This window comes from Rhodococcoides kyotonense, from assembly GCF_001645385.1.
In the GTDB taxonomy this organism is placed as follows: domain Bacteria; phylum Actinomycetota; class Actinomycetes; order Mycobacteriales; family Mycobacteriaceae; genus Rhodococcoides; species Rhodococcoides kyotonensis_B.
Genome location: NZ_LVHI01000022.1, coordinates 19,717 through 41,602, shown reverse-complemented (window position 1 = coordinate 41,602; position 21,886 = coordinate 19,717). Strand labels below are relative to the sequence as shown.

At 67.4% G+C, this 21,886-nt stretch carries 18 protein-coding genes; 10 read left to right on the top strand and 8 right to left on the bottom strand.

Annotated elements, in window-relative coordinates:
• Positions 1-352 precede the first annotated feature (352 nt).
• Positions 353-1,108 (bottom strand): IclR family transcriptional regulator, encoded by a 756-nt coding sequence (locus tag A3K89_RS15825; RefSeq protein ID WP_016895386.1) that lies wholly within the window; start codon positions 1,106-1,108, stop codon positions 353-355.
• A 69-nt stretch (positions 1,109-1,177) separates the two neighbouring features.
• Here A3K89_RS15825 and pcaH point away from each other — a divergent pair, with 69 nt between their 5' ends.
• The 4 genes from pcaH to pcaDC are packed head-to-tail and all read left to right on the top strand — an operon-like array spanning position 1,178 to position 4,957.
• Positions 1,178-1,945: a protocatechuate 3,4-dioxygenase subunit beta gene (gene pcaH / locus A3K89_RS15820; protein ID WP_006898356.1), complete on the top strand. Its 768-nt coding sequence runs from the start codon at positions 1,178-1,180 to the stop codon at positions 1,943-1,945.
• A complete protein-coding gene (gene pcaG, locus A3K89_RS15815) occupies positions 1,942-2,511 on the top strand; it encodes a protocatechuate 3,4-dioxygenase subunit alpha (protein ID WP_006898355.1) in 570 nt (189 codons plus the stop codon). Before pcaH ends, pcaG begins: the two co-directional genes overlap by 4 nt.
• A 5-nt stretch (positions 2,512-2,516) precedes the next feature.
• A complete protein-coding gene (locus A3K89_RS15810; protein WP_016895385.1) occupies positions 2,517-3,761 on the top strand; it encodes a lyase family protein in 1,245 nt (414 codons plus the stop codon).
• On the top strand, positions 3,758-4,957 hold the full coding sequence (gene pcaDC, locus A3K89_RS15805; protein WP_016895384.1) for a bifunctional 3-oxoadipate enol-lactonase/4-carboxymuconolactone decarboxylase PcaDC: 1,200 nt from the start codon (positions 3,758-3,760) through the stop codon (positions 4,955-4,957). Before A3K89_RS15810 ends, pcaDC begins: the two co-directional genes overlap by 4 nt.
• A 368-nt stretch (positions 4,958-5,325) precedes the next feature.
• On the opposite strand, the gene A3K89_RS25505 is transcribed toward pcaDC, so the two are convergent.
• Positions 5,326-6,102, bottom strand: a complete 777-nt coding sequence (locus tag A3K89_RS25505; protein ID WP_020171242.1) for a recombinase family protein — start codon at positions 6,100-6,102, stop codon at positions 5,326-5,328.
• Positions 6,103-6,351: 249 nt separating this feature from the next.
• Here A3K89_RS25505 and A3K89_RS15795 point away from each other — a divergent pair, with 249 nt between their 5' ends.
• From A3K89_RS15795 to A3K89_RS15780, 4 genes are all read left to right on the top strand, one after another.
• Positions 6,352-6,882: an NYN domain-containing protein gene (locus tag A3K89_RS15795; protein ID WP_068427664.1), complete on the top strand. Its 531-nt coding sequence runs from the start codon at positions 6,352-6,354 to the stop codon at positions 6,880-6,882.
• Positions 6,879-8,828 carry an N-6 DNA methylase gene (locus tag A3K89_RS15790; protein WP_068427662.1) on the top strand — a complete coding sequence of 650 codons (1,950 nt, stop codon included), beginning with the start codon at positions 6,879-6,881 and terminating at the stop codon, positions 8,826-8,828. Before A3K89_RS15795 ends, A3K89_RS15790 begins: the two co-directional genes overlap by 4 nt.
• Positions 8,829-8,953: 125 nt before the next feature.
• Positions 8,954-9,913, top strand: a complete 960-nt coding sequence (locus A3K89_RS15785) for a class I SAM-dependent DNA methyltransferase (RefSeq protein WP_254303548.1) — start codon at positions 8,954-8,956, stop codon at positions 9,911-9,913.
• Positions 9,914-9,956: 43 nt separating this feature from the next.
• On the top strand, positions 9,957-11,564 hold the full coding sequence (locus A3K89_RS15780) for a recombinase family protein (protein WP_024476692.1): 1,608 nt from the start codon (positions 9,957-9,959) through the stop codon (positions 11,562-11,564).
• 230 nt (positions 11,565-11,794) lie between these two features.
• Here the strand turns inward: A3K89_RS15780 and A3K89_RS15775 are convergent, their stop codons facing one another.
• From A3K89_RS15775 to A3K89_RS15755, 6 genes are all read right to left on the bottom strand, one after another.
• Complete coding sequence (locus tag A3K89_RS15775) at positions 11,795-12,763, bottom strand: IS481 family transposase (RefSeq protein ID WP_101852925.1); 969 nt, start codon at positions 12,761-12,763, stop codon at positions 11,795-11,797.
• A gap of 682 nt (positions 12,764-13,445) precedes the next feature.
• Positions 13,446-14,177 (bottom strand): helix-turn-helix transcriptional regulator, encoded by a 732-nt coding sequence (locus A3K89_RS15770; RefSeq protein ID WP_051317669.1) that lies wholly within the window; start codon positions 14,175-14,177, stop codon positions 13,446-13,448.
• Positions 14,178-14,680: 503 nt separating this feature from the next.
• Positions 14,681-15,592, bottom strand: a complete 912-nt coding sequence (locus A3K89_RS15765) for a helix-turn-helix transcriptional regulator (RefSeq protein ID WP_217266265.1) — start codon at positions 15,590-15,592, stop codon at positions 14,681-14,683.
• Positions 15,585-16,274 carry an NAD(P)-dependent oxidoreductase gene (locus A3K89_RS15760; protein WP_024476688.1) on the bottom strand — a complete coding sequence of 230 codons (690 nt, stop codon included), beginning with the start codon at positions 16,272-16,274 and terminating at the stop codon, positions 15,585-15,587. Before A3K89_RS15760 ends, A3K89_RS15765 begins: the two co-directional genes overlap by 8 nt.
• A complete protein-coding gene (locus tag A3K89_RS26400) occupies positions 16,271-16,498 on the bottom strand; it encodes a hypothetical protein (RefSeq protein WP_197425747.1) in 228 nt (75 codons plus the stop codon). Before A3K89_RS26400 ends, A3K89_RS15760 begins: the two co-directional genes overlap by 4 nt.
• Before the next feature lie 30 nt (positions 16,499-16,528).
• Positions 16,529-17,419: an MFS transporter gene (locus tag A3K89_RS15755; protein ID WP_197425748.1), complete on the bottom strand. Its 891-nt coding sequence runs from the start codon at positions 17,417-17,419 to the stop codon at positions 16,529-16,531.
• Between the two features lie 174 nt (positions 17,420-17,593).
• Between A3K89_RS15755 and A3K89_RS15750 the strand changes: the two genes are divergently transcribed.
• Together A3K89_RS15750 and mobF are read left to right on the top strand one after the other, a co-directional pair.
• A complete protein-coding gene (locus A3K89_RS15750) occupies positions 17,594-18,178 on the top strand; it encodes a TetR family transcriptional regulator (protein WP_024476687.1) in 585 nt (194 codons plus the stop codon).
• A gap of 227 nt (positions 18,179-18,405) precedes the next feature.
• On the top strand, positions 18,406-21,861 hold the full coding sequence (mobF, locus tag A3K89_RS15745; RefSeq protein ID WP_024476686.1) for a MobF family relaxase: 3,456 nt from the start codon (positions 18,406-18,408) through the stop codon (positions 21,859-21,861).
• The last annotated feature ends 25 nt before the right edge of the window (positions 21,862-21,886 follow it).

Below are 21,886 nucleotides of genomic sequence, written 5' to 3'. Positions count from 1 at the left end.
CGGCCCGGATGTCTCACGCGCTGTGACCTGCCACCGGGGCATCCGATGCCGCATCCATCTCCGGCACGCTGCGCTTACGCACCCGTGGGCAGGGCGGTAAAAAGTTCATGGCTGGCATTCCTGCCCTTCCAGGTCAAGGCTGTGGTGCGAGCAATACCGCTTCTGAAGTGCCCCGGGTTTGATGGGCACATTGGTGTGCCCCGGGTTTGATGGGCACATTGGTGTGCCCCGGATTCCGTGGGGTTCGATTTTTTGAATTCTCATGCCTCAAGTACGACTTCGCCGGACATCGGTCTAGATGGGTCAGCGTCGGCCCCTGTGTCCCTCTAGCCCGCGTCAGATCTCCTTCCCATCACCCGCCTGACGCCAGTTCCCGGCCGATACCGAACGCCGCGGCCTGGAGGACTCCGGCGAGGCGGGTCCTGTCCCTCGTCAAGCGGGGAACCACAAGACCCAGGGATGCGACGACCGCGGTGTCTCGAAGCACGGGGACGGCCACCGAGCACGCCCCGAGGGACATCTCCTCGACCGTTGTCGCATACCCATGGCGCCGCACCCGAGCCAGCTGCTGTCGCAGGAGCCCGGGCTGGGTCACCGTGAACGGCGTCATCCGGGTCAACGAGCCGAGCGTCTCGGCGAGCACGTCGTCGGGCGCGTGCGCGAGCAGCACCTTCCCAACCGCCGTGCAGTGCAGCGGCAGTCGGGAGCCGACGGTGCTGACGATCGGGACGGACGCCGTGCCGGACAGCCGGTCGAGGTACAACACCTCGGCGCCCTCGCGCACCGCGAGGTGCACGGTGGCCAGCGTCGCGCCGTACACGTCGTGGAGGAACGGCTCAGCGATCTGGCGCAGGCCGGTCTGGGTCGGCGCCAGTAGTGCGAGCTCCCAGATCCGGCGACCCACCACGTACTCGCCGGTCGGCCGCCGCACCAAGCCGCCCCAGGTGGCCAGTTCGGCCACCAATCGGTGAGTGGTCGGCAGCGGTAGACCCGCCCGACGCGCAATCTGGCTCAGCGTCATCGCCCGGTGCTCATCGTCAAAGGCGCCGAGAACGGTCAGCAGGCGCGAGGCGACACTGGCTCCCGGGTCGGAGGTGTTGCCGGCCATCGTCGCCCTCTTTCACTCAGTGAACGATATAGCTCGAAGCGTACGCCCCGGCCACCTACCGTCGGGCTGGTGAGCACTCCTGACCTATCGACCCAAGCCGAGATCAGCGCCGAGATCGCCGACCTGTCCGCCGGCACCGACCCGTCCGCTATCAGGCCCCGCCTCGACTACTCCCCGTACCGCAGCAGCCTCCTGCGGCATCCGACCAAGGATCTGCACCAGGTCGATCCGGAAGGCGTCGAGTTGTGGTCTCCGTGCTTCAGCCACCGGGACGTCGATCCACTCGAGGCCGATCTGACGATTCAGCGCTCGGGCGAGCCGATCGGCGAGCGCATCACGATCTCCGGCCGGGTCGTGGACGGCGACGGACGCCCGGTCGCGGGCCAGCTGGTCGAGATCTGGCAGGCCAACGCCGGAGGACGCTACATCCACCAGCGTGATCAGCACCCTGCGCCGCTCGACCCGAACTTCACCGGCGCCGGGCGGTGCCTGACCGGTGCGGACGGTAGCTACTCATTCCAGACGATCAAACCGGGTCCGTACCCGTGGCGGAACCACCGCAATGCGTGGCGTCCCGCCCACGTGCACTTCTCCCTGTTTGGCACCGAGTTCACGCAGCGCATCGTCACGCAGATGTACTTCCCGGGCGATCCCCTGTTCGCGCTGGACCCGATCTACCAGTCGATCACCGACCAGGGCTCCCGTGACCGCCTCGTCGCCCGCTACGACCATGACCTGACGCGACCCGAGTGGTCGACCGGCTACCGGTGGGACATCGTGCTCACCGGAGCCCACCGCACCTGGACCGAGAACAACGACGACAAGGACCACGCATGAGCCCCCGCCTGCACCCCACGCCCGGCCAGACGGTGGGCCCGTTCTTCCACTACGCACTCCCCTATGACGGCGACTCCGAACTGGTGCCTGCGAGCAGCCCGGGTGCGATCCGGTTCCACGGCCGCGTGCTCGACGGTTCTGGTGCGCCGGTCCCCGACGCGCTGGTCGAGCTCTGGCAGGCGGACGCGTCCGGCGCGATCGTCCAGCAGCCGGGCTCGTTGCGCCGCGACGGTTGGACGTTCACGGGCTGGGGCCGGTCGTCGACCGACAACGCCGGCCACTACTCGTTCTCGACGATCGCGCCGGGTGGGGTCGACGGGGGCGCACCGTTCTTCGCGCTCACGGTGTTCGCGCGTGGCCTGCTCGATCGGCTCTTCACACGCGCATATCTGCCGGGACACGAGGCCGCCCTCGCTGCGGACCCCCTTCTCAGCAGCCTCGAGCCGGACCGTCGCGCGACGCTGGTCGCGGAGGCCGATGCGCAGGGACATGCGTTCGACATCCGTCTGCAGGGCCAGGGCGAGACCGTCTTCCTGACGTTCCCGGGCCACGGGGCGGCACACTGAACGCCATGACCGACCTGTTCTGGCCCGGCGACGAGCGCGCCGGCGACCTGATGAGTGCTGAGGCGTTGCTCGCCGCCATGGTCAGGGTGGAGTCCGCGTGGCTGGACGCTCTCGTGGCCTCCGGGCTCGCGCCGTCCGCCGCCGCCACCGACCTCGCCCCGCTCGTCACCGTCGACGACCTGCCGCACATCGCGGCGGCAGCCGAGGGCAGCGGCAACCCCGTCGTCCCGCTCGTCGGCCTGCTCCGCTCGCGGGCGCCGCAGCCCGCCGCCACCTGGCTGCACCGCGGGCTCACCAGCCAGGACGTCCTCGATACCGCCCTCATGCTCGCGCTGCGCGATGCGCTCGATCGCCTGATCGACGAGCTGCGCGCCCAGGTGACCGCGCTCTCACGCCTCGCCGCGCAGCACGCCGACACGCCGATGGTCGGTCGCACCCTGACCCAGCACGCCGTCCCCACGACGTTCGGCGCCGTCGCCGCAGGCTGGCTCGACGGCCTGGTCGACGCCGCCGATCTGGTCCAGGACGCCCGCTCCCTCCTGCCGGTGCAGCTCGGCGGGGCGGTCGGCACTCTGTCGGCGGCCACCGAGCTGGCGAACCTGCGGGGGCACGAGGATCCCCAGGGGACCAGCGCCGACCTGGTCGCCAGCACCGCCGCGGCCCTGGGGCTACGGGAACTCCGCCCGTGGCACACCTCGCGGGCGACGGTCACCCGGACGTCCGACGCGCTGGTCTCGTGCACGGACGCCTGGGGACACGTCGCGACCGATGTCGCGACGCTGGCGCGGACCGAGATCGGCGAGCTGGCCGAGCCGACGGCCGAGGGCCGCGGTGGCTCGTCGACGATGCCGCACAAGAACAACCCGATTCTTTCCGTACTGGTGCGCCGCGCAGCCCTGGGAGCCCCCGCTCTGGCCGCGACGATGCACCTCGCCTCCGCCACCGCGGGCGACCAGCGCCCGGACGGCGCGTGGCACGTCGAGTGGTCGACCCTGCACATGCTCGGTCGACGCAGCGTCGTCGCCGCGTCCCAGACCACCGAGCTGCTGCAAGGTCTGCACGTGGACGCCGAGCGCATGCGCGCGACGCTCGACCGGTCGACCGACAGCGTGCTGGCCGAGCGCCGCACGATCGCCGGGCTGCTGGACAAGACCGCCGATTCCGACCCGACCACCTACCGCGGGTTCTCCGAGGACCTCATCGTGGGCGCCGTGGAGCGGGCCCAGACCTTCTTGGAGGAGAACGAGTGACCGTCCCTCGCATCACAGCCGTCCAGCTCGGCGGTTCACCCGCCATGCCCCTGCTCGTCCTCGGGCCCTCGTTGGGCACGTCGGCTCAGTCACTGTGGGCGCGCTGCGCCGCCGGCCTCACCGATCGCTTCGAGGTCCTCGCGTGGGACCTGCCCGGGCACGGATCCAATGTCGGTTCGGCCGAGCCGTTCACGATGGCCGAGCTGGCCGCCGGTGTCCTCGAGATGGTCGACGACGTGGTGGCCCAGCGCGACACGTTCGCCAGCACTTTCACCTACGCGGGCGACTCGGTGGGAGGCGCCGTCGGGCTGCAGCTGCTGCTGGACGCACCCGCGCGCATCGACTCCGCTGTCCTGCTGTCGACGGGCGCACGGATCGGCGAGCCGGATGCCTGGCGGACACGGGCCACGTCCGTGCGCGCGTCGGGCACCCCGTCGATGATCGAAGGGTCGGCCCAGCGTTGGTTCGCACCCGGATTCCTGGAGCGGGAGCCGGAGATCGGCGCAGCCCTGCTGCACGACCTGCGGGACGCCGACGACGAGGGCTATGCGCTGGTGTGCGAGGCGCTGGCGGGCTTCGACGTCCGTGACCGCCTCGGCGAGATCGAACCGCGAGTGCTGGCGGTGTCGGGTCTGCTCGACGTCCCCACTCCGCCGGCCGATCTCGCGGCTATCGCCTCCGGAGTCCGGAACGGGCGGCTCGTCGTCCTCGACGGCGTCGCGCACCTGCCCCCGGCCGAGCAACCGTCCGAGGTCGGCCAACTCATCCGCGATCACGCGAACGCGGGGCAGGCGGTTGCCGCTCCCACGACCGTCGCCGGGGTGCGCGACGCCGGCATGGCGGTGCGCCGGGCGGTCCTGGGCGACGCCCATGTCGACCGCGCGACCGCGGCGATCACCGATCTGACCGCCGACTTCCAGGATTTCATCACCCAGTACGCCTGGGGGTCGGTGTGGACGCGTCCGGGTCTTGACCGGCGCAGCCGCTCACTCATCACGCTGACCGCCCTGGTGGCCCGCGGCCATCACGAGGAGCTGGCCATGCACGTGCGGGCCGCGCGTACCAATGGGCTGACCAACGACGAGATCAAAGAGTTGCTGCTCCAGACGGCGATCTACTGCGGCGTGCCCGATGCCAACGCGGCCTACCGCATCGCCCAGCGCGTGCTCGACGAGCTGGACCACCCCGCTTACTAGGAGACTGCTGCACAATCCTCGTGGCAGGAGCCCGGTGTGGTGGCTGGCGTGAAATCCTGTGGCTATGCAGGGTTGTGATTGTGACTTTCGCGGGTAAGTGGCGGTGGCGGTGGTCTACGGACGTTTCGCGGCGGTCTCACTGGCGAGTGGTGGTCACCCGGGCGCGCACTAGGTCGCGCCGAACGAGACGGTGGAGCTCATTCCAACCGGAACTCACTGACGCGTGCTCGAACCCTCGTCGTCCATGCCGTAGCGGGGATCTCCGAACGCGGCATCTCGACGCAAGGGCTACGACTTCGGTGTCATGTAAGGGTGTCGCACCAGCTTCGTCGCGCAGTGGGCGGGCTAACGCGACGTGTCGGCGGCGCCTACTTCCTTACTCGCTGGAGTGCGCGGTAGAGCGTGGATCGACCCACCCCGAGATCCCGGGCGATAGCTGACGGCCCCTCCCCCGCCTCGATACGGGCAAGGGCCTTGTCGATCTGCTCCTCAGTCAGGACGCGTTTGCGTCCCTTGTACTTGCCCTTCGCCTTGGCGATGGCGATACCCTCGGCCTGGCGTTCGCGAATGATGGCCCGCTCGAACTCTGCGAACGCCCCGAGCAGCGAGAGCATCAGGTCGGCTCGAGGATCCTGGGCACCGGCAGCGTAGGTGGCCCGCTCGTGGACGAACCGCACACTCGCACCCTTCGCGGTGACCTCGCCGACGATCTGCTTGAGATCAACCAGGGAACGAGCGAGTCGGTCCATCGACGCGACAACCAGCTCATCACCGTCCCGCAGATACCTGATGCACTCTTCGAGCTTTACGCGATCAGCGCGCGAGCGTGCCGACTGTTTCTCGATATAGACCCGGTCGCACTCCCCCACCGCCTCGAGCTGACGCGCCTCGTTCTGATCCGCGGCTGACACCCGCACGTACGCCACCCGCTGCCCACGCGCATGCGAAGATCGGCGAGCCGGCTTCGGATCTGGCTTCGGCTTTGGCGTTACCTCGATGACGTTCTCCGAGTCCGTCGACTCCACCCGAAAGTTCCAACCCAACTCATCCCGACGACGGAACCGAGTCCGCACCTTCCCGCGGCTGACGATGAGCACCTCCTCGCCACCCGAACGATTCAGCAACGTCCCGATCCGATCAGCCATGAGGGGACCCTTTCGCCCGGAATCTGTATCAATAGATCCTAGACCCCCCGGGAGAACGTTTCATAAGTATCAAACTAGACCCTGTGACACAGCAGCGACTGCCGGCGGCGCATCGTCCCGCACGGGTGTACCCCAACGACACGAACGGGCCGCTCGTGGGCGCCGGCCCCGATTCACAGTCGCCTGATGCGCACGCTGTTTCTCGATTAACACTTGCGCTCGGACGAAACAGGGTCTACGGTGATAACCATGAACAGAACAAGCGCACAGCACGTCCGGACCGCCGAAACCGCCACCACCCAGCTCAAGATGCGCCCACCGTCACTGCGAGGAAGGCGCCTGATCCTGATCGACATCGAGAACATCTCCGGAGGGGCGATCCGGACACTCGCCGAAGCGAGATGGGTGCAGAGGGTGCTCGACTCCACACTCGGACTGAGACATCAGGAGCAGGTGATCATCGGAGTGAGCAAGGCGGGCGCAATCCACGTCGGGCCCGTGTGGACCTCCGCCCGGATGGTCGTCGGAACCGGAATCGACGGCGCGGACCACGCCCTACTGGACGTCCTGAATAACGAGAACGTCGCAGTCCGGTTCGACGAAGTTGTCCTCGTTTCCGGAGACGGGATCTTCACAAAAACGGTCGCCACCCTCGGCGGCCACGGCGTCAAGGTCACCGTCGTGGCACACCGAACCTCACTGGCCAAGAGACTTCAGATGGCCGCCTCCCAGACAGTGACCTTTACCCCCCGCCAGATCAACCTCGAAGGTGCAGCATGAGCAGCCCGTCCCCCTCCCCTGCGTCCCTCGTCGCCGCGAGCGACATCGCCGACCTCGCCGGGGTCTCCCGCGCAGCGGTCAGCAACTGGCGCCGTCGGCACGCCGACTTCCCCAAGCAGGTCGCCGGCACGAAGAGCAAGCCGCTGTACGCCCTGCCCGAGGTGCAGGCCTGGCTCACCAAGAAGCATTACGCCGTCGAACGCGTGTCGATAGAGGCGAAGGTCTGGGCCGCGATGAACACACTCCGCGGCCAGTACTCGCCCGAGCAGTCCGCCATGATCGTGCTCGCCGTTGCCGCCGAGCGAGTAATGGGAGACGACGCCCCGGCGTCCCTCGAGCTGTCGCGCCTGACAGCTCCGCAGGGCGACGACCAGCACCGAATCAAGCAGGTTCGGGAGGTCGTCGAGTCGGTCGACGAGTCCGCTCTGGCCTCGGTCGTGGACTACGTCCTCGAGCGCACCGCCCACGCCGAAGGCCGAAGGGGCAGTTGGTCGGACATCATCAGCTCACGCACCAGCCACCTGCTTGCCTCAGTGGCCGCGAACCATCCCGGTGGTGTGGTGTACGACCCCGCCTGCGGTATCGCGTCCGCCTTGATCGCGCTCCGCGACACCAGCAATTTCGATAGCTACATCGGCCACGACATCAACGATCAAGCCCTTGCGATCGCGGAGGCCCGAGCGGCCCTACACCGGGTACCGCTCCATCTAGCGGAGGGCGACATCCTGCGCACCGACCCCGATCCGGGGCTGCGCGCCGACGTCGTCATCGCCGAGCCCCCGTTCGCGATGCGGATGGACCTCGACTCCCGACTGACCGACCCCCGGTTCTTCAACTTCGGCGCACCGCCGGCCAGCAACGCTGACACAGCCTGGATACAGCACGCCATCACGCACCTGGCCGACACCGGCCGCGCTTTCATCATCACGCCCCACGGTCCGCTCTTCCGCGGGGGCGTCGAGGGGCAGATCCGTGCCGAGATCCTGCGGCAAGGCTGCGTCGAGACCATCGTCGGCCTGCCCGGTGGGATGGCCGCCTACACCTCCATACCCCTCGCACTATGGGTGCTACGCCGGCCGAACAACGAACACTCTGACGTGCTGTTCATCGACGCCTCAGACGTCGACGACGCAGAGAAGCGTGTGGCCCGGTGGCTGTCGGACGGGTCCGCACTGGCAGAGGTTCCCCATGTCCGGGTGCCGGTAGAAGACATCGTGGACGACGAGGCCCAACTGACCCCACAACGCTGGCTCGCTACCAATGAACGCTCCGCCGATGACGTTCAGGCCGCTTACGCCACCGCGACCACGGCGATGCGCGACGCCACCCAGGCCCTGACAAATGCTTCCGGGCGGATCACGTTTGCCCAAGACGCCCCCTCGCGACCCCTAACCGTCAAGGAACTCATCCGCGAAGGCGTCATCGAACGGAGCAGAGGCCGTGCAATGCGGAATCCCAGCGATGAACTCAAGGCCACCATCGTGGGCGCACGGGCGATCACCTCCGGGGAACTCCCCGACCGGGCCAATCCAGATCTGGTCAAGAACGTCGAGAATCTGTCCAAGCCCTCAGACGTCCTGGTCCTCACACAAACTGATATCGGCGCCCTAGTCGACGAAGACGGTGGACATTACCTGTCACCAGTCGTCGACAGGATAAGAGTGCTCAAGCCCGACGTCGTGGATCCCCACTACCTGGCAGCGATGCTCAGCGGATCCTGGAACAGGAGGTTCCTGGTCGGCACCACCATCCAGCGGGCGAAGCTCACCGACCTCGAGATCCCCCTGGTCCCGATGGACGACCAGAAGCGCCTAATCGCCGCACTCGCGGAAGTCGAACGACTCCGGGACGCTGCGGAGACCATCACCGCGGCGAGCGAGAACCTCTCGTCCAGTCTGCTGGACGCCGTCCGCTTCAATATCGAACTCGACACCACGGCAACCTAAGAGATAACGGCCAACCCTCGTGGGGCAGGTTCGACAGACACCTGCCCCACGAGGGTGAAATGCCGGACAGGACTCCATCGGGGTCTGACCCACCGGATACGTTACTGACAAGGCTCTCTTATCTAGTGCTCATCAGCCCCCGCGTTCAGCCCGCTAGCGCGGTGCCAAATGCCCTCGCCCGCCAATCATTTAGGACGGTTACGCCCACCATGACCGAAGACGAAGCCTTGGAATTGGCTAGGTCATACGCCGAGCTGGCGGTGCCCATTTCATTGTCCGAATTGGAGAACTATCTGGCCAGGGCTGCGGACATCCTCCGAGGGAGCATCGATCAGGCGGATTTCAAGGCGTACATCTTCCCGCTGATGTTCTTCAAGCGAATCTCCGACGTCTACGCCGAAGAGTTCGCTCAGGCCCTCGCAGAGTCCGGCGGCGATTTCGACTTCGCCGAGTTCGACGAGAATCATCGCTTCGTCATCCCCGACGGCCACAGCTGGGAAGCTGTCCGCGAGCGTACCGAGAACATCGGCGCGGCCCTCCAGGCAGCGTTCCGTGAGATCGAGAACGCCAACCCTGGCACCCTCTACGGGGTGTTCGGCTCCGCGAGTTGGACCAACAAGGAGAAGCTGCCCGACGCCAAACTCGCAGACCTCATCGAGCACTTCTCATCCAAGACCCTGTCGAACGCCGCCGTCTCTCCTGACGTGTTCGGCAACGCCTACGAGTACCTCATCAAGCGGTTCGCCGATCAGTCCAACAAGAAGGCCGGTGAGTACTACACCCCGCGCTCCGTGGTGGCGCTACTGGTGAACATCCTCGACCCGCAGGAAGGCGAGAGCATCTACGATCCCGCCTGCGGGACCGGCGGCATGCTCATCGAGGTCATCAACCACGTCGAGGAGACCGGTGGCAACGCCAAGACCCTCCTCGGCAAGTTGTACGGCCAGGAGAAGGTACTCACCACCTCGGCAATCGCCAAGATGAACCTGCTCTTGCACGGCATCGACGACTTCAATATCGCCAAAGGCGACACCCTCCGCGAACCGGCTTTCTTCACCAGTAGCCGGCTAGCCGAGGTTCTGTAAACGCACCTACCTCTCGATGAGAGCTAGGAAGGCGGTGGCTGAGATGAGCCACGATCAGCAGGAACGAACCGCAGGCAATGAGCCGAACGACCAGGCGACGGCGCAGGCGTCGCCGTCGTTGCGGGCGGTGGTGTATGTGCGGATCAGTGATGATCCCGAGGGCACCGAGCGCGGTGTTGACCGGCAGGAAGCTGACTGCCGGGCGTATGCGGCAGCGCACGGGTGGGAAGTCGCCCAGGTGTACCGGGAGAACGACACGTCGGCGTTCAAGCAGCGCACGATCACACTCCCGACGGGTGAGCGGGTGCGGCGCGTGGTGCGCCCGGAGTTCCGCGCGATGTTGAAGCACCTCAGCGAGCAGCGCGCCGGGGTGATGATCGCCTACGACCTGGATCGGGCGGTGCGCGACCCGAGAGACTTGGAAGACCTGATCGACGCCAAGGTACTCAACGGCTTCAGCGTCCGCTCCGTGACCGGCTCGCTGAGGTTGGATACGGATTCTGATGTGGCGATGGCGCGGGTGCTGGTCGCGATGGCGAACAAGTCCTCAGCCGACACCGCCCGCCGTGTCGCTCGGGCGGCGAAGCAGCAGGCCATCGAGGGCACTTGGCATGGTGGGCAGGTGCCGTTCGGCTACCGCGCCGAGAACCACACGCTCGTGATCGACCCCGAGGCTGCCGAGTTGGTGCGGGAAGCCGCGCGGCGGGTGCTGGCCGGAGAGACGTTGTACCGGATTCTCACCGACTGGAACCGGCGGGGTATCCGTACGACGCACGGGTGCCGGTGGTCGGATCGGACACTCAAACTGGTGCTGCGCAACCCCTCGATCAAGGGGGTACGGGAGTATCGACCGTTGTTGCCGGACGGCACCCGGTCGAAAACCTCCCTGATGCAGACGACCGCCGCGTGGCCCGCGATCTTGGACGAGGACACCTGGCAGCAGGTCTCCGATGTGCTCGATGCCCGCAAGCAGGCCCGAAACTTCCATCAGCCCGGCAGTGGGGCGGCGAAACGGCTGTATCCGTTCTCGGGTCTGATCCGCTGCTCGACCTGCGGACGCGCCATGCTGCATCGCGGCCAGGTGTATCAGTGTGTGCAACAGGTGCCGGGCGGGTGCAACCGCTCGATCCGTTCCGGCGACCTCACCAAACTCGTGGAGGAAGCCGTGCTCGCGACGTTCGAGCAGATCACCCTCAACCCCGCCAAGCGCCAGTCTCCGGGCGCGGATCAGGCCGCACGAGTGGGGCTTGCCGCGACGCTCGATGCCGACCGGGAACGCCTCGCCCGGCTCGATGATGACTACTACGACGGGTTGATCGACAAGTCGATGTGGGTGCGGCAACGCTCACGGATCGCCGAACGCATCGAACGCACCCGCCGCGAGTACGCCGCCACGGTGCCGGAGCACACTGGCCCGTCGATTGATATGACGACCGTCGCACAGGAGTGGGCCGACCGTACCCCGATGTGGCAGCACCAGGCCGCCAGTCTCGTCCTTGAAGCCGTCCTCGTTCACGCCCTGCCCAGGGGGATGAACGGCGCGACACCGGCGAGGCGGCGCAATGAGACCGTCGAAGCGTTTCATGCCCGCCGTGAGGTGTACCGGGCGGGGATTCTCGCACATCGGGTCGAGTTCGTCTGGCGCGCCTAACGCCCCCGCGCCTTCGGCAGGCCGCAGAGGGCTTGCAGTTGCTCACGCACCCGTGGGTCAGCGATGACCGGAGGCAGGCCCTGCGCTGCGCGGCTCTCCCGCGCGAGGCGTGCGCCGAGTGGTTCGGGGGCATCGGTCGAGGCTGGTTCGGGCGTGGTTGTGGTGGTCTGCGTCGAGGTATCCATGTAGACAGGTACGACAGGCAAACCACAACATCTAGTTGTACGGGGTCAGGACGTTGGTTGCAGTCGGCTGATCGGGGGGTTGCCTCCGAGGGCTGAGTGGCGTCGTCCAGTGTTGTAGTGCTCGAGCCAGGGGTCAAGTGCTGCGGTGCGGTCGTCGTTCGAGGTGAACGGTTGCCGGTAGGCCCATTCGGTTTGCAGGGTCCGGTTGAACCTCTCCACCTTGCCGTTCTGCCACGGGCAGTGCGGTTTGATGAACTTCTGCCGGATGCCGTGCGCGCCGCAGACGCCGCGCAGCGACCATCGGTAGGCCCAGGCGTTGTCGGTGATCAGCCGCTCGATGCGGGGGATGCCGTGCGCGGCGAAGTAGCCGATGGCGCGTTCGAGGAACGCGGCGCAGGTCGGGCCCTTCTCGTCGGGGAGGACCTCGGAGTATGCGAGCCGGGAGTGGTCGTCGACGACGGAGTGCACGTAGTCGTAGCCGACGACGGTCTGTTTCCGGGCGGCTGTGGAGCCCATCGCTCTGCCGTGCGCCTTCCACCCGCCGCCGTCGGGGATGCGACCGAGCTTCTTCACGTCCATGTGCACCAGCTCGCCGGGCTGCTCGCGTTCATAGCGGACCGCTGTGGTCTTCGACGCGCGGATCCGCTCCCCGGTCATCGGGTCCAGATCGACCAGACGAGGCAGCCCGGACCGGGCGATGATGCGCGACACCGTCCGCGCCGGCACCCCGGTGCGGGCCGCGACCTCGTCACGGCCGACTCGTTCCTTCTTCCGGATCGCGACCACCGCCGCGGCCCTGGCATCGGGGGTGCGGTTGGCGACGTGGTGAGGCCGCGAGGAGCGATCGTAGAGACCGGCTTCACCCTCGGCGCGGTAGCGGTCCAGCCACCGCTTCACGCAGCGTCGGGACACGCCCATTGCCGCGGCGATATGCGCCTGCTTCCACCCGGCACCGGCACGATGGACGATGAGCAGCCTGCCGTGCACGGTCAAGCGGGCATTACGGTGGGACACGAGAACCTCCGAGTTCGTGAAGACGTCAGACATCTCCACTAAGCCCGGAGGTTCTCCCCTTTCACAAGACCGGAAACGCCACCAACCTCATGGCCGGGTACATCTAGTACCTGGCATCGAGTTGAGGTACTATATGCAGACTTATCCACAGGGAGCTACCTGCGACCGACCCCAAACGGGGTATGTCACGGGGGTGCCGATTCGGTACCCTCGTGAACCGGCTCAACGGTGCCGCAAATTTTGCGGCACCGTTCGCGCCCGTGACGGCCAGCCGAGCGGAGCGAAAGCGCAGGTCCGACGGTGGTGGCGATTCGACACCACCGTGAACGGTCGCGGTGAGGTCGCAGCGGATGCGGCTTGGTTCGCGGGGGCAACGGCGAAACTCCTGGTCGGACGGTGGTGCCAATTTGCCACCACCGTCACGAGAACCACAACGAGCAGCACAGCGGGCCGAGGTCGCAGGCTGGACGGTGTGGGAAATTTTCCCCGACCGTCGCCCCGCGAGTGTGGTGCCGCCGATTCGACGGAACCACCCCGGCCGGGAGTAAAAGCCCTGGTCGCACGGTTCCGGCAATTTGCCGGAACCGTCACCCCCACCCCGACATGCAGGCGCGCCGGAGCGTATCGCGGTCGCGTGGTGGCGGTGCTCATCGTCGGGTTCCTCCGGTCGTGTGGGCAGGTGTCAGTAGGTAGGTGCGCACCCGTTCCCACGGGAGTCGTCGGCGCGTGCGGTGGCGATGCCGACGCCCGGCCCCGCCCGGCTCGCGGACGGTGGGCCGTAGCGCCGGTACTCGATGGGGGTCACGCCCATGTAGCGGCGGAAGATGCGCGAGGCTTGCCCGCAGTGGTGGCACCAGCCGACCCGTTCGGTGATCGTGCCGATGAGCAGATCGGTTTCGCGGATCAGGCGCGCCATCTCCTGTACGCGCAGGATCGACAGGTACACCGGCGGCGTCACCCCGAACGAGTCCTTGAACACCCGATTGAGCTGACTCGGCGACAGGCAGGCGTGCGCGTCCAGTTCGGTGAGCGGCCACTGCCTGGCGATGTTGCTCTGCATGAGCGCCGCCGTGCGCATAATCTCGCGGCGCACCGGCTTGAACTCCCGCCACCGGGGAGGCGCGACCCGCACGGCCCGCTGCCGAGAGGTCAGCGGCGGCACCTCCACCGGCGCGTGACGAACCAGCGGCGCGATGGCGGCGAGCACCGTGAACAGCAGCGCATACGCACGGAAGTAGCCGCGCGGCGATTGGTCTTCGCCGGTGAGTGTGGCGAGTTCATCGAGGATCGGCCCGAGCCGTTCGGCCTGCGATTCTCCGACGCGCAGCACCTGCACCGGATCGGGATACAGGTGAGTTGCGAGGTCGCGTGCGGCTTCGCCGTCCGCGAGCACGTCGAGGTGCTGCCAGAACAACTGCTCGACCAGTAATCGGTATCCACTGCCACTGTCCTCACCGTGACGGTGCCCTCGGGTTCGTACCCGAACTCGACGTTCGGGGCGACCAGCACCACATCACCCACCGACGCCGACCCGCCCGCATCGGCATCGGCATCGGCATCGGTGAGGATGATCGAGCCGTCGCGCACGACCACGAAGCGCACACAGTCATAGGCGGTCGCCGCCAATATGCGACGGTGACGGATGCTGGTGACATAGACGCAACTCCACGGCTCGACCGGCTGCACTATCGCGGGGTGCGGCGACTGCGGCGTCCTTGTAGGCTCATGACCGGTCGGCGTGGTCGCCGGGCGTTCGAGTAGCAGCGACATGACGACCTCCCTTCTCTGACCACCCCCGAGCAACCAGGGGGAAGAACCGGCCTACCAAGCACCGGCGGTCGCGGCGAAGCAGGAGACGAGCAGGCCGGGCGTTTCCCGGTCACTCCGGCACTTTGCCGGGCAGCGCGACCGGCTCGGTCATGGGAGGTCGGTCATGAGCGGGCGCATGTCTCGGTAGCGGCTCGGTGTCACTCCGGTGTGCGCTGTGGATGCTTCTACCGCGCGCGACCGGCTCCGCCACCCCACCCGCTGCCCGGTGGCGGTGACGGTGATGTTCGTCTCGCGTAGGAGCCGCGCCATCTCTTGCACGCGGAGCATCACCAGGTAGGCGGTCGGGGTCTTCCCGAACGTGTCCGTGAACACGCGCACCAGGTGCTTCGGAGAGAGCCGCACCAGGGCTGCCAGTTCCGCGAGCGTCCACGGGTGCGTGATCCGGCTGTGCAGCGCGTCGCGCACCAGCATCGCCTCACGACGCAACGGTTCAGGCACCCGACTTCGAGCGGAGAACGGGCGAGCGCGGGCACGTTGCAGCCGGGTCAGCCGCACCGTCGAGACGCGGATGCACGGCGCGATCACATCGGTGATGAGGAACCAGAGCGCCTGCATCCGATGGAACCGTTCCAGGTACTTGCCCTCGACGGTGAGGGCGACCAGCTCGTCCAGCCACGGCAACAACCGCCCGGCTCGATCCCGGCCCAGGTGCAGTACCTGGGCAGGTTCGGTGTACACCTTTCCCGCGAAGTCGTGGGCGTCGAGGCGGTCGTGCAAGATCGCGGAGTGTTGCCAGAAGAACTGATCCAGCGCCATGTCGGTGTCGATGTAGACCGTCGTATAGGTGACCCGCCCCTCGGGTTCGACGCCGAACAGCACGCTCGGCCCCAGCAGCACCGCGTCGCCAAAGCTGACGGGTTGCTGTCCGAACTCGCTGAACACGATGGCCGTGCCGTCACGGATCACAACGAGCCGGACAACGTTGTACGCCGCCAGGCCCACAGGTCGATGCGTCGTCCGTGTCCGAGCCGACAACGGCGGGGAGATGCGCCTATCCACTCATCGGGTGCTTTTCTGTCAGTTCACTGGGCCATGCGATGAGTTGCGTGCGAGTGTCGTCCTTGGTGGAAGTCTCCGCGACTGCCGCTCCGAAGTCGGCATAACTGATCGCTTGTCGGGTGAACGCAGTCTCGTCTGTGGAAGGGGAGACTCGTTCCCAGCGTGCTGTCGTCGGCCCCTCCGGTTCGTAGACGGGCGGCGGGATCAGATACGCCCATTCTGATCCTGCGTTGCCCGCTTCGAGGTGGTCGCGCAGCATGGCGTGTGCTCTCCCGCGCGGCAGTGTGGGTTCTGGGAACCGGGGGTCTTGCCAGAACCGTCTGTCTCCAGGGAGTCGGAGTGCTCCTGCTCCGCCGACCGTGACGATCCGGGCCGGAGCGCCGTTGGCCTTGGTGCTTGCCTCGATGAGTCGATCATGTACGGCCACGAGTTCGGTCGGGGCGATGTCCTCACGCAGTCGGATCGCGTTCATGACGACGTCGATGCCGTGCATTGCTTGCGTGAGACTGGCGTTCTCAGCGATGTTCACGACCGTGGAGGTCAGCGATGCAGCAGTCTTGGCGAGCCGCGTGGTGTCTGCCGGATCGCGCAGCGCAGCGGTCGCCTCGATGCCTGCGGGGAGATGAGCGAGGATGGCGGCTCCGGTGCGCCCGGTCGCGCCGAGAATCAGGATGCGAGTCATACAGGTACCTCCGAAGCGGGCGTGCGGGTGAGTCGGGCGAACCCGGTGAGGCTGGCGACGGCGAGCACCATGAGCGCGGCGAGACTGACGAGCAGGATCGGGAAGTCCAAGCCCAGGTAGGCAGTGAGTGGGCCGACGCTGGCACCGAGGAACAGCACGAATCCGTTGAGCGCCATCCCACCGGCCCGGTTCGGGGCGGCGGTCTCGCCGAACAGGGTGATCATCGCGGGCACCGCGAGCGCGACCCCAGTGACTCACACGAGACTCGCCAGCGCCGTGCCCGCGAGGGATGCCGAGAGTGCGGCTTCGATCAGCAGCCCAATCGCGGCGAGGGCGAACCCGGCACGTGCAACCCCCGCGCCGCCGAGACGCTTCGCAATAGCGCCCGCGAAGAGGGAGGCGAACATGCCCGGCAGCCCGACGAGGCGGAGCCAGATCACCTGCGATGAGTCCAGGCAGAGGTCGGTCAGGTGCGGGCCGAGGCCGGTGTACATGCCGACGAACGACAACAGCAGCGTTAGGTGCGCGAGGCTCAGTAGCAGCACCGAGGGGCGTGTGGCGACCCTCCCGACTACGGCGAAGCGACGCACCAGGCTCGCATCGTCTCTGCGACTGTGCGGCTCGGTGACGAGCACGGCGACGCCGATCATGCCGAGGCCGAGCATGATGCCGGAGAGGATGAACACCCACTGCCAGCCCAACGTCAGGCTGAGCGCGGAGGCGAGTACTTGGCCTGCGATCCCGGCAACGAGGAATGCCGTCGACATGGCCCCGATCGCCGTTGCCCGACGCTTCAGCGGGGTCGCTTCGGCCAGATACGCGAGCGCAACCGGCGCGAAACTCGACGCCATCACCCCCTGCACCCCGCGCAGCGCAGCAAGCATCGGCACCGTGGAGGCGAAGCCGCAGGCGATGGTCGCGACGGTGAGATACACCAGGCCGATGAGCATGATCCGCTTCCGCCCGTACTGATCGGCCAACGGCCCCCAGATCAGGAACCCGACCGCATAGCACACGCTGAACACCGTCGAGAGCGCGAACGTCACATCAGAGCCGAGTTCCGCACCGATCGGGGCGATCAGCGGGATTGCCGCGTACAACTGCGTGAGCACCAGCAGCGCCGTGACCACGAGCAGCACGACCACGCCGTTCCCTGCCGGGTGCTCGCGCGCCTCGCCTGCTCCCGCTATCTGTTCCGTCGAGTTCGCAGACACCACCACTCCAAATCCAACGTTTCCGTTGGATTTGACTGTAGTAGGCTAACCGCGAAGACGCAACGTGAGCGTTGGGTTTACCGCACGAGACGGGAGGTGGGAACGATGGGCTGGGATGTTGAGGGCAGGAAGCGCCGCATCCTCGACGCGGCGGTGGCCGAGTTCGCCGCGCACGGGCCGCACGGCACGACCATCGAGCGCATCGCCAAGGCCGCCGGGGTGAACAAGGAGCGCGTCTACACGCACTTCGGGGGCAAGGACAGACTTTTCGCCACCGTACTGCGCGAGGAACTGGCGAAGGTAGCCCGCGACGTGCCCGTCGAATCATTCGCAACCGAGGACGTGGGCGACTACGCCGGGCGCGTCTACGACTACCACCGCGAGCACCCCGAACTCGGCAGGCTCATGCGCTGGGAAGGGCTCGTCTTCGACACCGAAGTACCCGACGAGGCCGAGCGGCGCGAATACTACGGATACAAAGTCGCCGCCATGACCGACGGACAGGCCAAGGGCACAGTAACGAGCGACCTCGACGCCGACCACCTGATGTTCCTCGTGCTCTCACTCGCCGGATGGTGGTCAGCGGTACCGCAGGTCGCCCGCATGATCACCGGAGCCGAGAGCGACGCCGAACACGCACGCCGCCGTGCCTCCGTCGTCACCGCTGCCCGAAGACTCATCGGGCAGTAATCAGGTCACGAAGTTCGCCGAGAAGACTAGTCACTTCATCGAACCGAACTCCGAAAGTTCCCTCGAACTTTGTGACGCCAACTCTTGCCAGCGACACTCTGTGCGACGCTCTCGCGCTGACGCTCGGCTCCATCAGTCATCTGCCCCCTATCTCAGTGAGGCACGTATTTTACGGCGGGGCCGTAGTGCGCACCTCTCTCACGAGACGACTCGTGAGGGAGGCCAGAGTGAAGGGTGGAGTGAAGCTGTTCCACGGCAGCGGTGCTGCCGCGCGCGCCTATGTCGAGGCCGACCGCTCCCGCGCTGACGAGTACTACCTCGGCGCAGACCAGGCCGTGGCCGAGTACGCCGTGATCGACGCGACCGGCGAGGTCACCGCTGCTCGGTCGCTGTCGGCGGATGAGTACGAAGCCTGGGTCGATTGGGTGAACCCGGACACCGGGGAGTCGATGGGTACCCCGCGCAAGCCGGGCAAGGTGCGTCGGGGGTCGCCGTTGTTCGCGGAGATGACGATCAACGCGCCGAAGAGCCTGTCGGTCGCCGCCGCACTCCACCCGGACGTGTCCGAGGCGTTGGACGCGACGCAGCGGGATGCGGCGCGGGAGATTCAGCACTTCCTTGGTCAGCATTCGGTCACGTTGGCGGGGCCGCGCGGCGCGCAGGAGGTGCTGCCGGTCGAGCACATGCAGACCGTCGCGATCACGCACAAGACGAGTCGTGCGGGTGATCCGCACCGGCATATCCATTTCCAGATTGGCACGAGGGTGTGGGCGGGCGGGAAGTGGCGGGCGCTGACCACGGCGGCGTTGTTCCAGCAGCAGGGCGCGATCCGTGCTCTCGGTACGGCGGTGATCGCCGCGCACCCCCAGCTCGCCGCCACGCTCTCCGAGCATGGCCTGACCCTCGACCCCGTAAGCGGTGAGGTTGTGGAGTTGGAGCCGTTCAACGCCGTCATGTCGAAGCGGTCGGCGCAGATCAGACGCAACCTGGAACGCATGGAGGCCGAGTGGCAAGCGAAGCATCCCGGCGAGACGCCCGGCCCGGTGTTGACCGCTCGGATGCAGGACGCGGCGTGGGCGTTCCAGCGGCCCGGCAAGAAACCGGCGGACTTGAAGAACGAGCAGTGGTGGCAGCAGGAACTCCGAGACGCCGGCTACCACCCCGAGAGCTTGCAGCACCCCGACACCGTTGCGCCGGCATCGCTGGATGACCTCAGCGTGCAACAGGTCGCCAGTCGTGCGCTGGATCGCTGCGCGGCGGCTGCATCGACCTGGACACCGCACACCGTGCGAGAGCACGTCACCCGCATCACCACCGAGGCAGGCGTGCAAGCGACCCCGGCGGAGTTGCGCGAGTTCATCGACCTCGCCACCGGACTCGCCGCCTCGGATTGTTTCTCGGTGCTGCCGCCGGGCATGGTGCAACCCGAGCACGTCGCCCACCTCACCAGCCTTGGCGTCGTCGCCGCCGAGACCGCACTCCGCGACCAACTCACCGCCGCGACGCCGGAACGGGAGCCGAAGCACCCCGACGTGACCGACGCTGCGCAAGCCGCCGGACTCGACACCGGGCAGACCGTGGCCGCCGCTGCCGTCGCCTCGACCAACCCGCTCGTGATTGTCGAGGGCGCGGCGGGCGCAGGCAAGACCACCATGCTCGGCGTCGCCATCGAGGTTGCAGCCGAGCACGGGCGATCCTCGCGGGTGGTTGCGCCGACGTTGCGTGCGGCGCAGGTCGCCCACGAAGAACTCGGCGTGCCCGCAACCTCCGTCGCGGCGCTCGTGTATGCGCATGGGTGGCGGTGGAACGAGGACGGCGTATGGACACGCCTCGCACCCGGCGACACCGACCCTGCAACCGGGAACATCTACACCGGCCCACCAAACGACGCCGTGCTGTCGCGGGGTGAGCGGGTGATCGTGGACGAAGCGGGGATGCTCGACCAGGACACCGCCCTCGCTCTGCTGACCGTCACCGCCGAGGCAGGCGCGTCGGTCGCGTTCGTGGGCGACCGGGCGCAGCTCCCGGCGGTCGGGCGCGGCGGGGTGCTCGACATGGCCGCCCAGATTCGTGGCCGTACCTACGACATGACCGAACTCCACAGGTTCACCGATGCCGAGTATGCGGCGTTGACGTTGGTCATGCGTGACCGGGAGCACCCCGGCGACGTGTTCGACCGACTCGCCACGATGGGCCTCGTGACCTTGCATGCCGACGAGGAAGCGGCCCGCGAGCACATCACCGCCCACGCCCACGACGGCGAAGCGATCACCGTCGCCACCAACGACGAGGCCACCGAGCTGAACGAGCACATCCGCGCCGGGCGGGTCGAGCGCGGCGAGGTCGACGACACTATGACGACGACCGGCAGCGACGGGCTGAGCATCGGCGCTGGCGACCTGATCCAGACCCGGAAGAACAGCAGCGACCTCGGCGTGGCAAACCGGCAGCAATGGATCGTGCAGCATGTGACCGACGAGGGCAGCGTCTACGCCCGCGAAGTCAGCGGCGGAGGCAAGCACAGCCGCACCGTCGCCCTCCCCGCCGAGTACGTGAGCGAGTGGGCGCACCTGTCGTATGCCGCGACCGCCTACGGCGTCCAAGGCGCAACCGTCGATGCCTCCCACACGGCCTTGTCGGAGGCGACGAGCGCGGCAGGCGTCTACGTCGGCATGACGAGAGGCCGCCAACAGAACCAACTCCACGTCGTCGCCGCTGATATGGCGGATGCGCGGGCGCGGTTCGTTGAGGCGATGGAACGCGACCCGGCAGACCGTGGCCTCGACCACGCCACCGCCCAAGCCATCGACGCCGTGCAAGGCCTCGTCAGCGATGGCCCCGTGCAGCTCATCACCGAAGAACTCGCCCGCCTCACCGCCGAAGCCGAACGAGCCGAACGTGCGGCGGAACGCTGGGAGCAGACCGCTGCCAGGTTCGACGCCCAGCGCGCAACACACAAGACCGAGGACGACGAGCACGCCGACGTGCTCCGCCACGCCGAGGACGAGGCGGCGCGCATCCGTGCCGAAATCGCGGAACCGTTGACGGTGCAGGCCGAGGCAGACGGCACCACCTATCTCGATGCTGTCGAGCGCGAGGCCGCCGCAAGCAGCCGACTCGCCACCGTCGGCAGGCTCGGCAGGCGCAAGGCCCGCGCGGAGCACCGCCAGACGAGCGAGCACACCCGGACGGTTCGGGCACGGGTGCGCGAAACATGGGGCGAACCACCCCGCACCACCGACACCCTGCCCGAGTGGGCGGCACGACAGGCCGAGCGTCGCGCCGAGGCCGATCCCCGCGTGATCGACGCCGCCCAGCACGTCGAGGCCGCGCGAGCCGACCGTGACGAGTTGCGGCAGCGGCACGAGCAGGAACGCCGGGCGTTGCTGGTCAGCGAGTACGGGCCGCAGGCGGTGATGCGCCACCGGGTCGGGATGCGACTGCCGAACCCAGCACAGCAAGCAGGACAGGCGCACCAGCAAGCCACCGCGCTCCGAGCCGAGGCCGACTACCTCCGCGCGCTACCGATCCGCGACGCCGCCGCACGGATCGAAACCACCCGCGCCGAGCACGAAGCAAGGCAGCAAGCACTCGCCGAACGCGAACGGCAACTCCGCGAGCCGACCGAACGCGACCCGCGGCGCAACGACCCGCGACATGACGGGCCAGCACGCGGCCTATGAGCATCAGCAGCACGTCGCGTCGGCG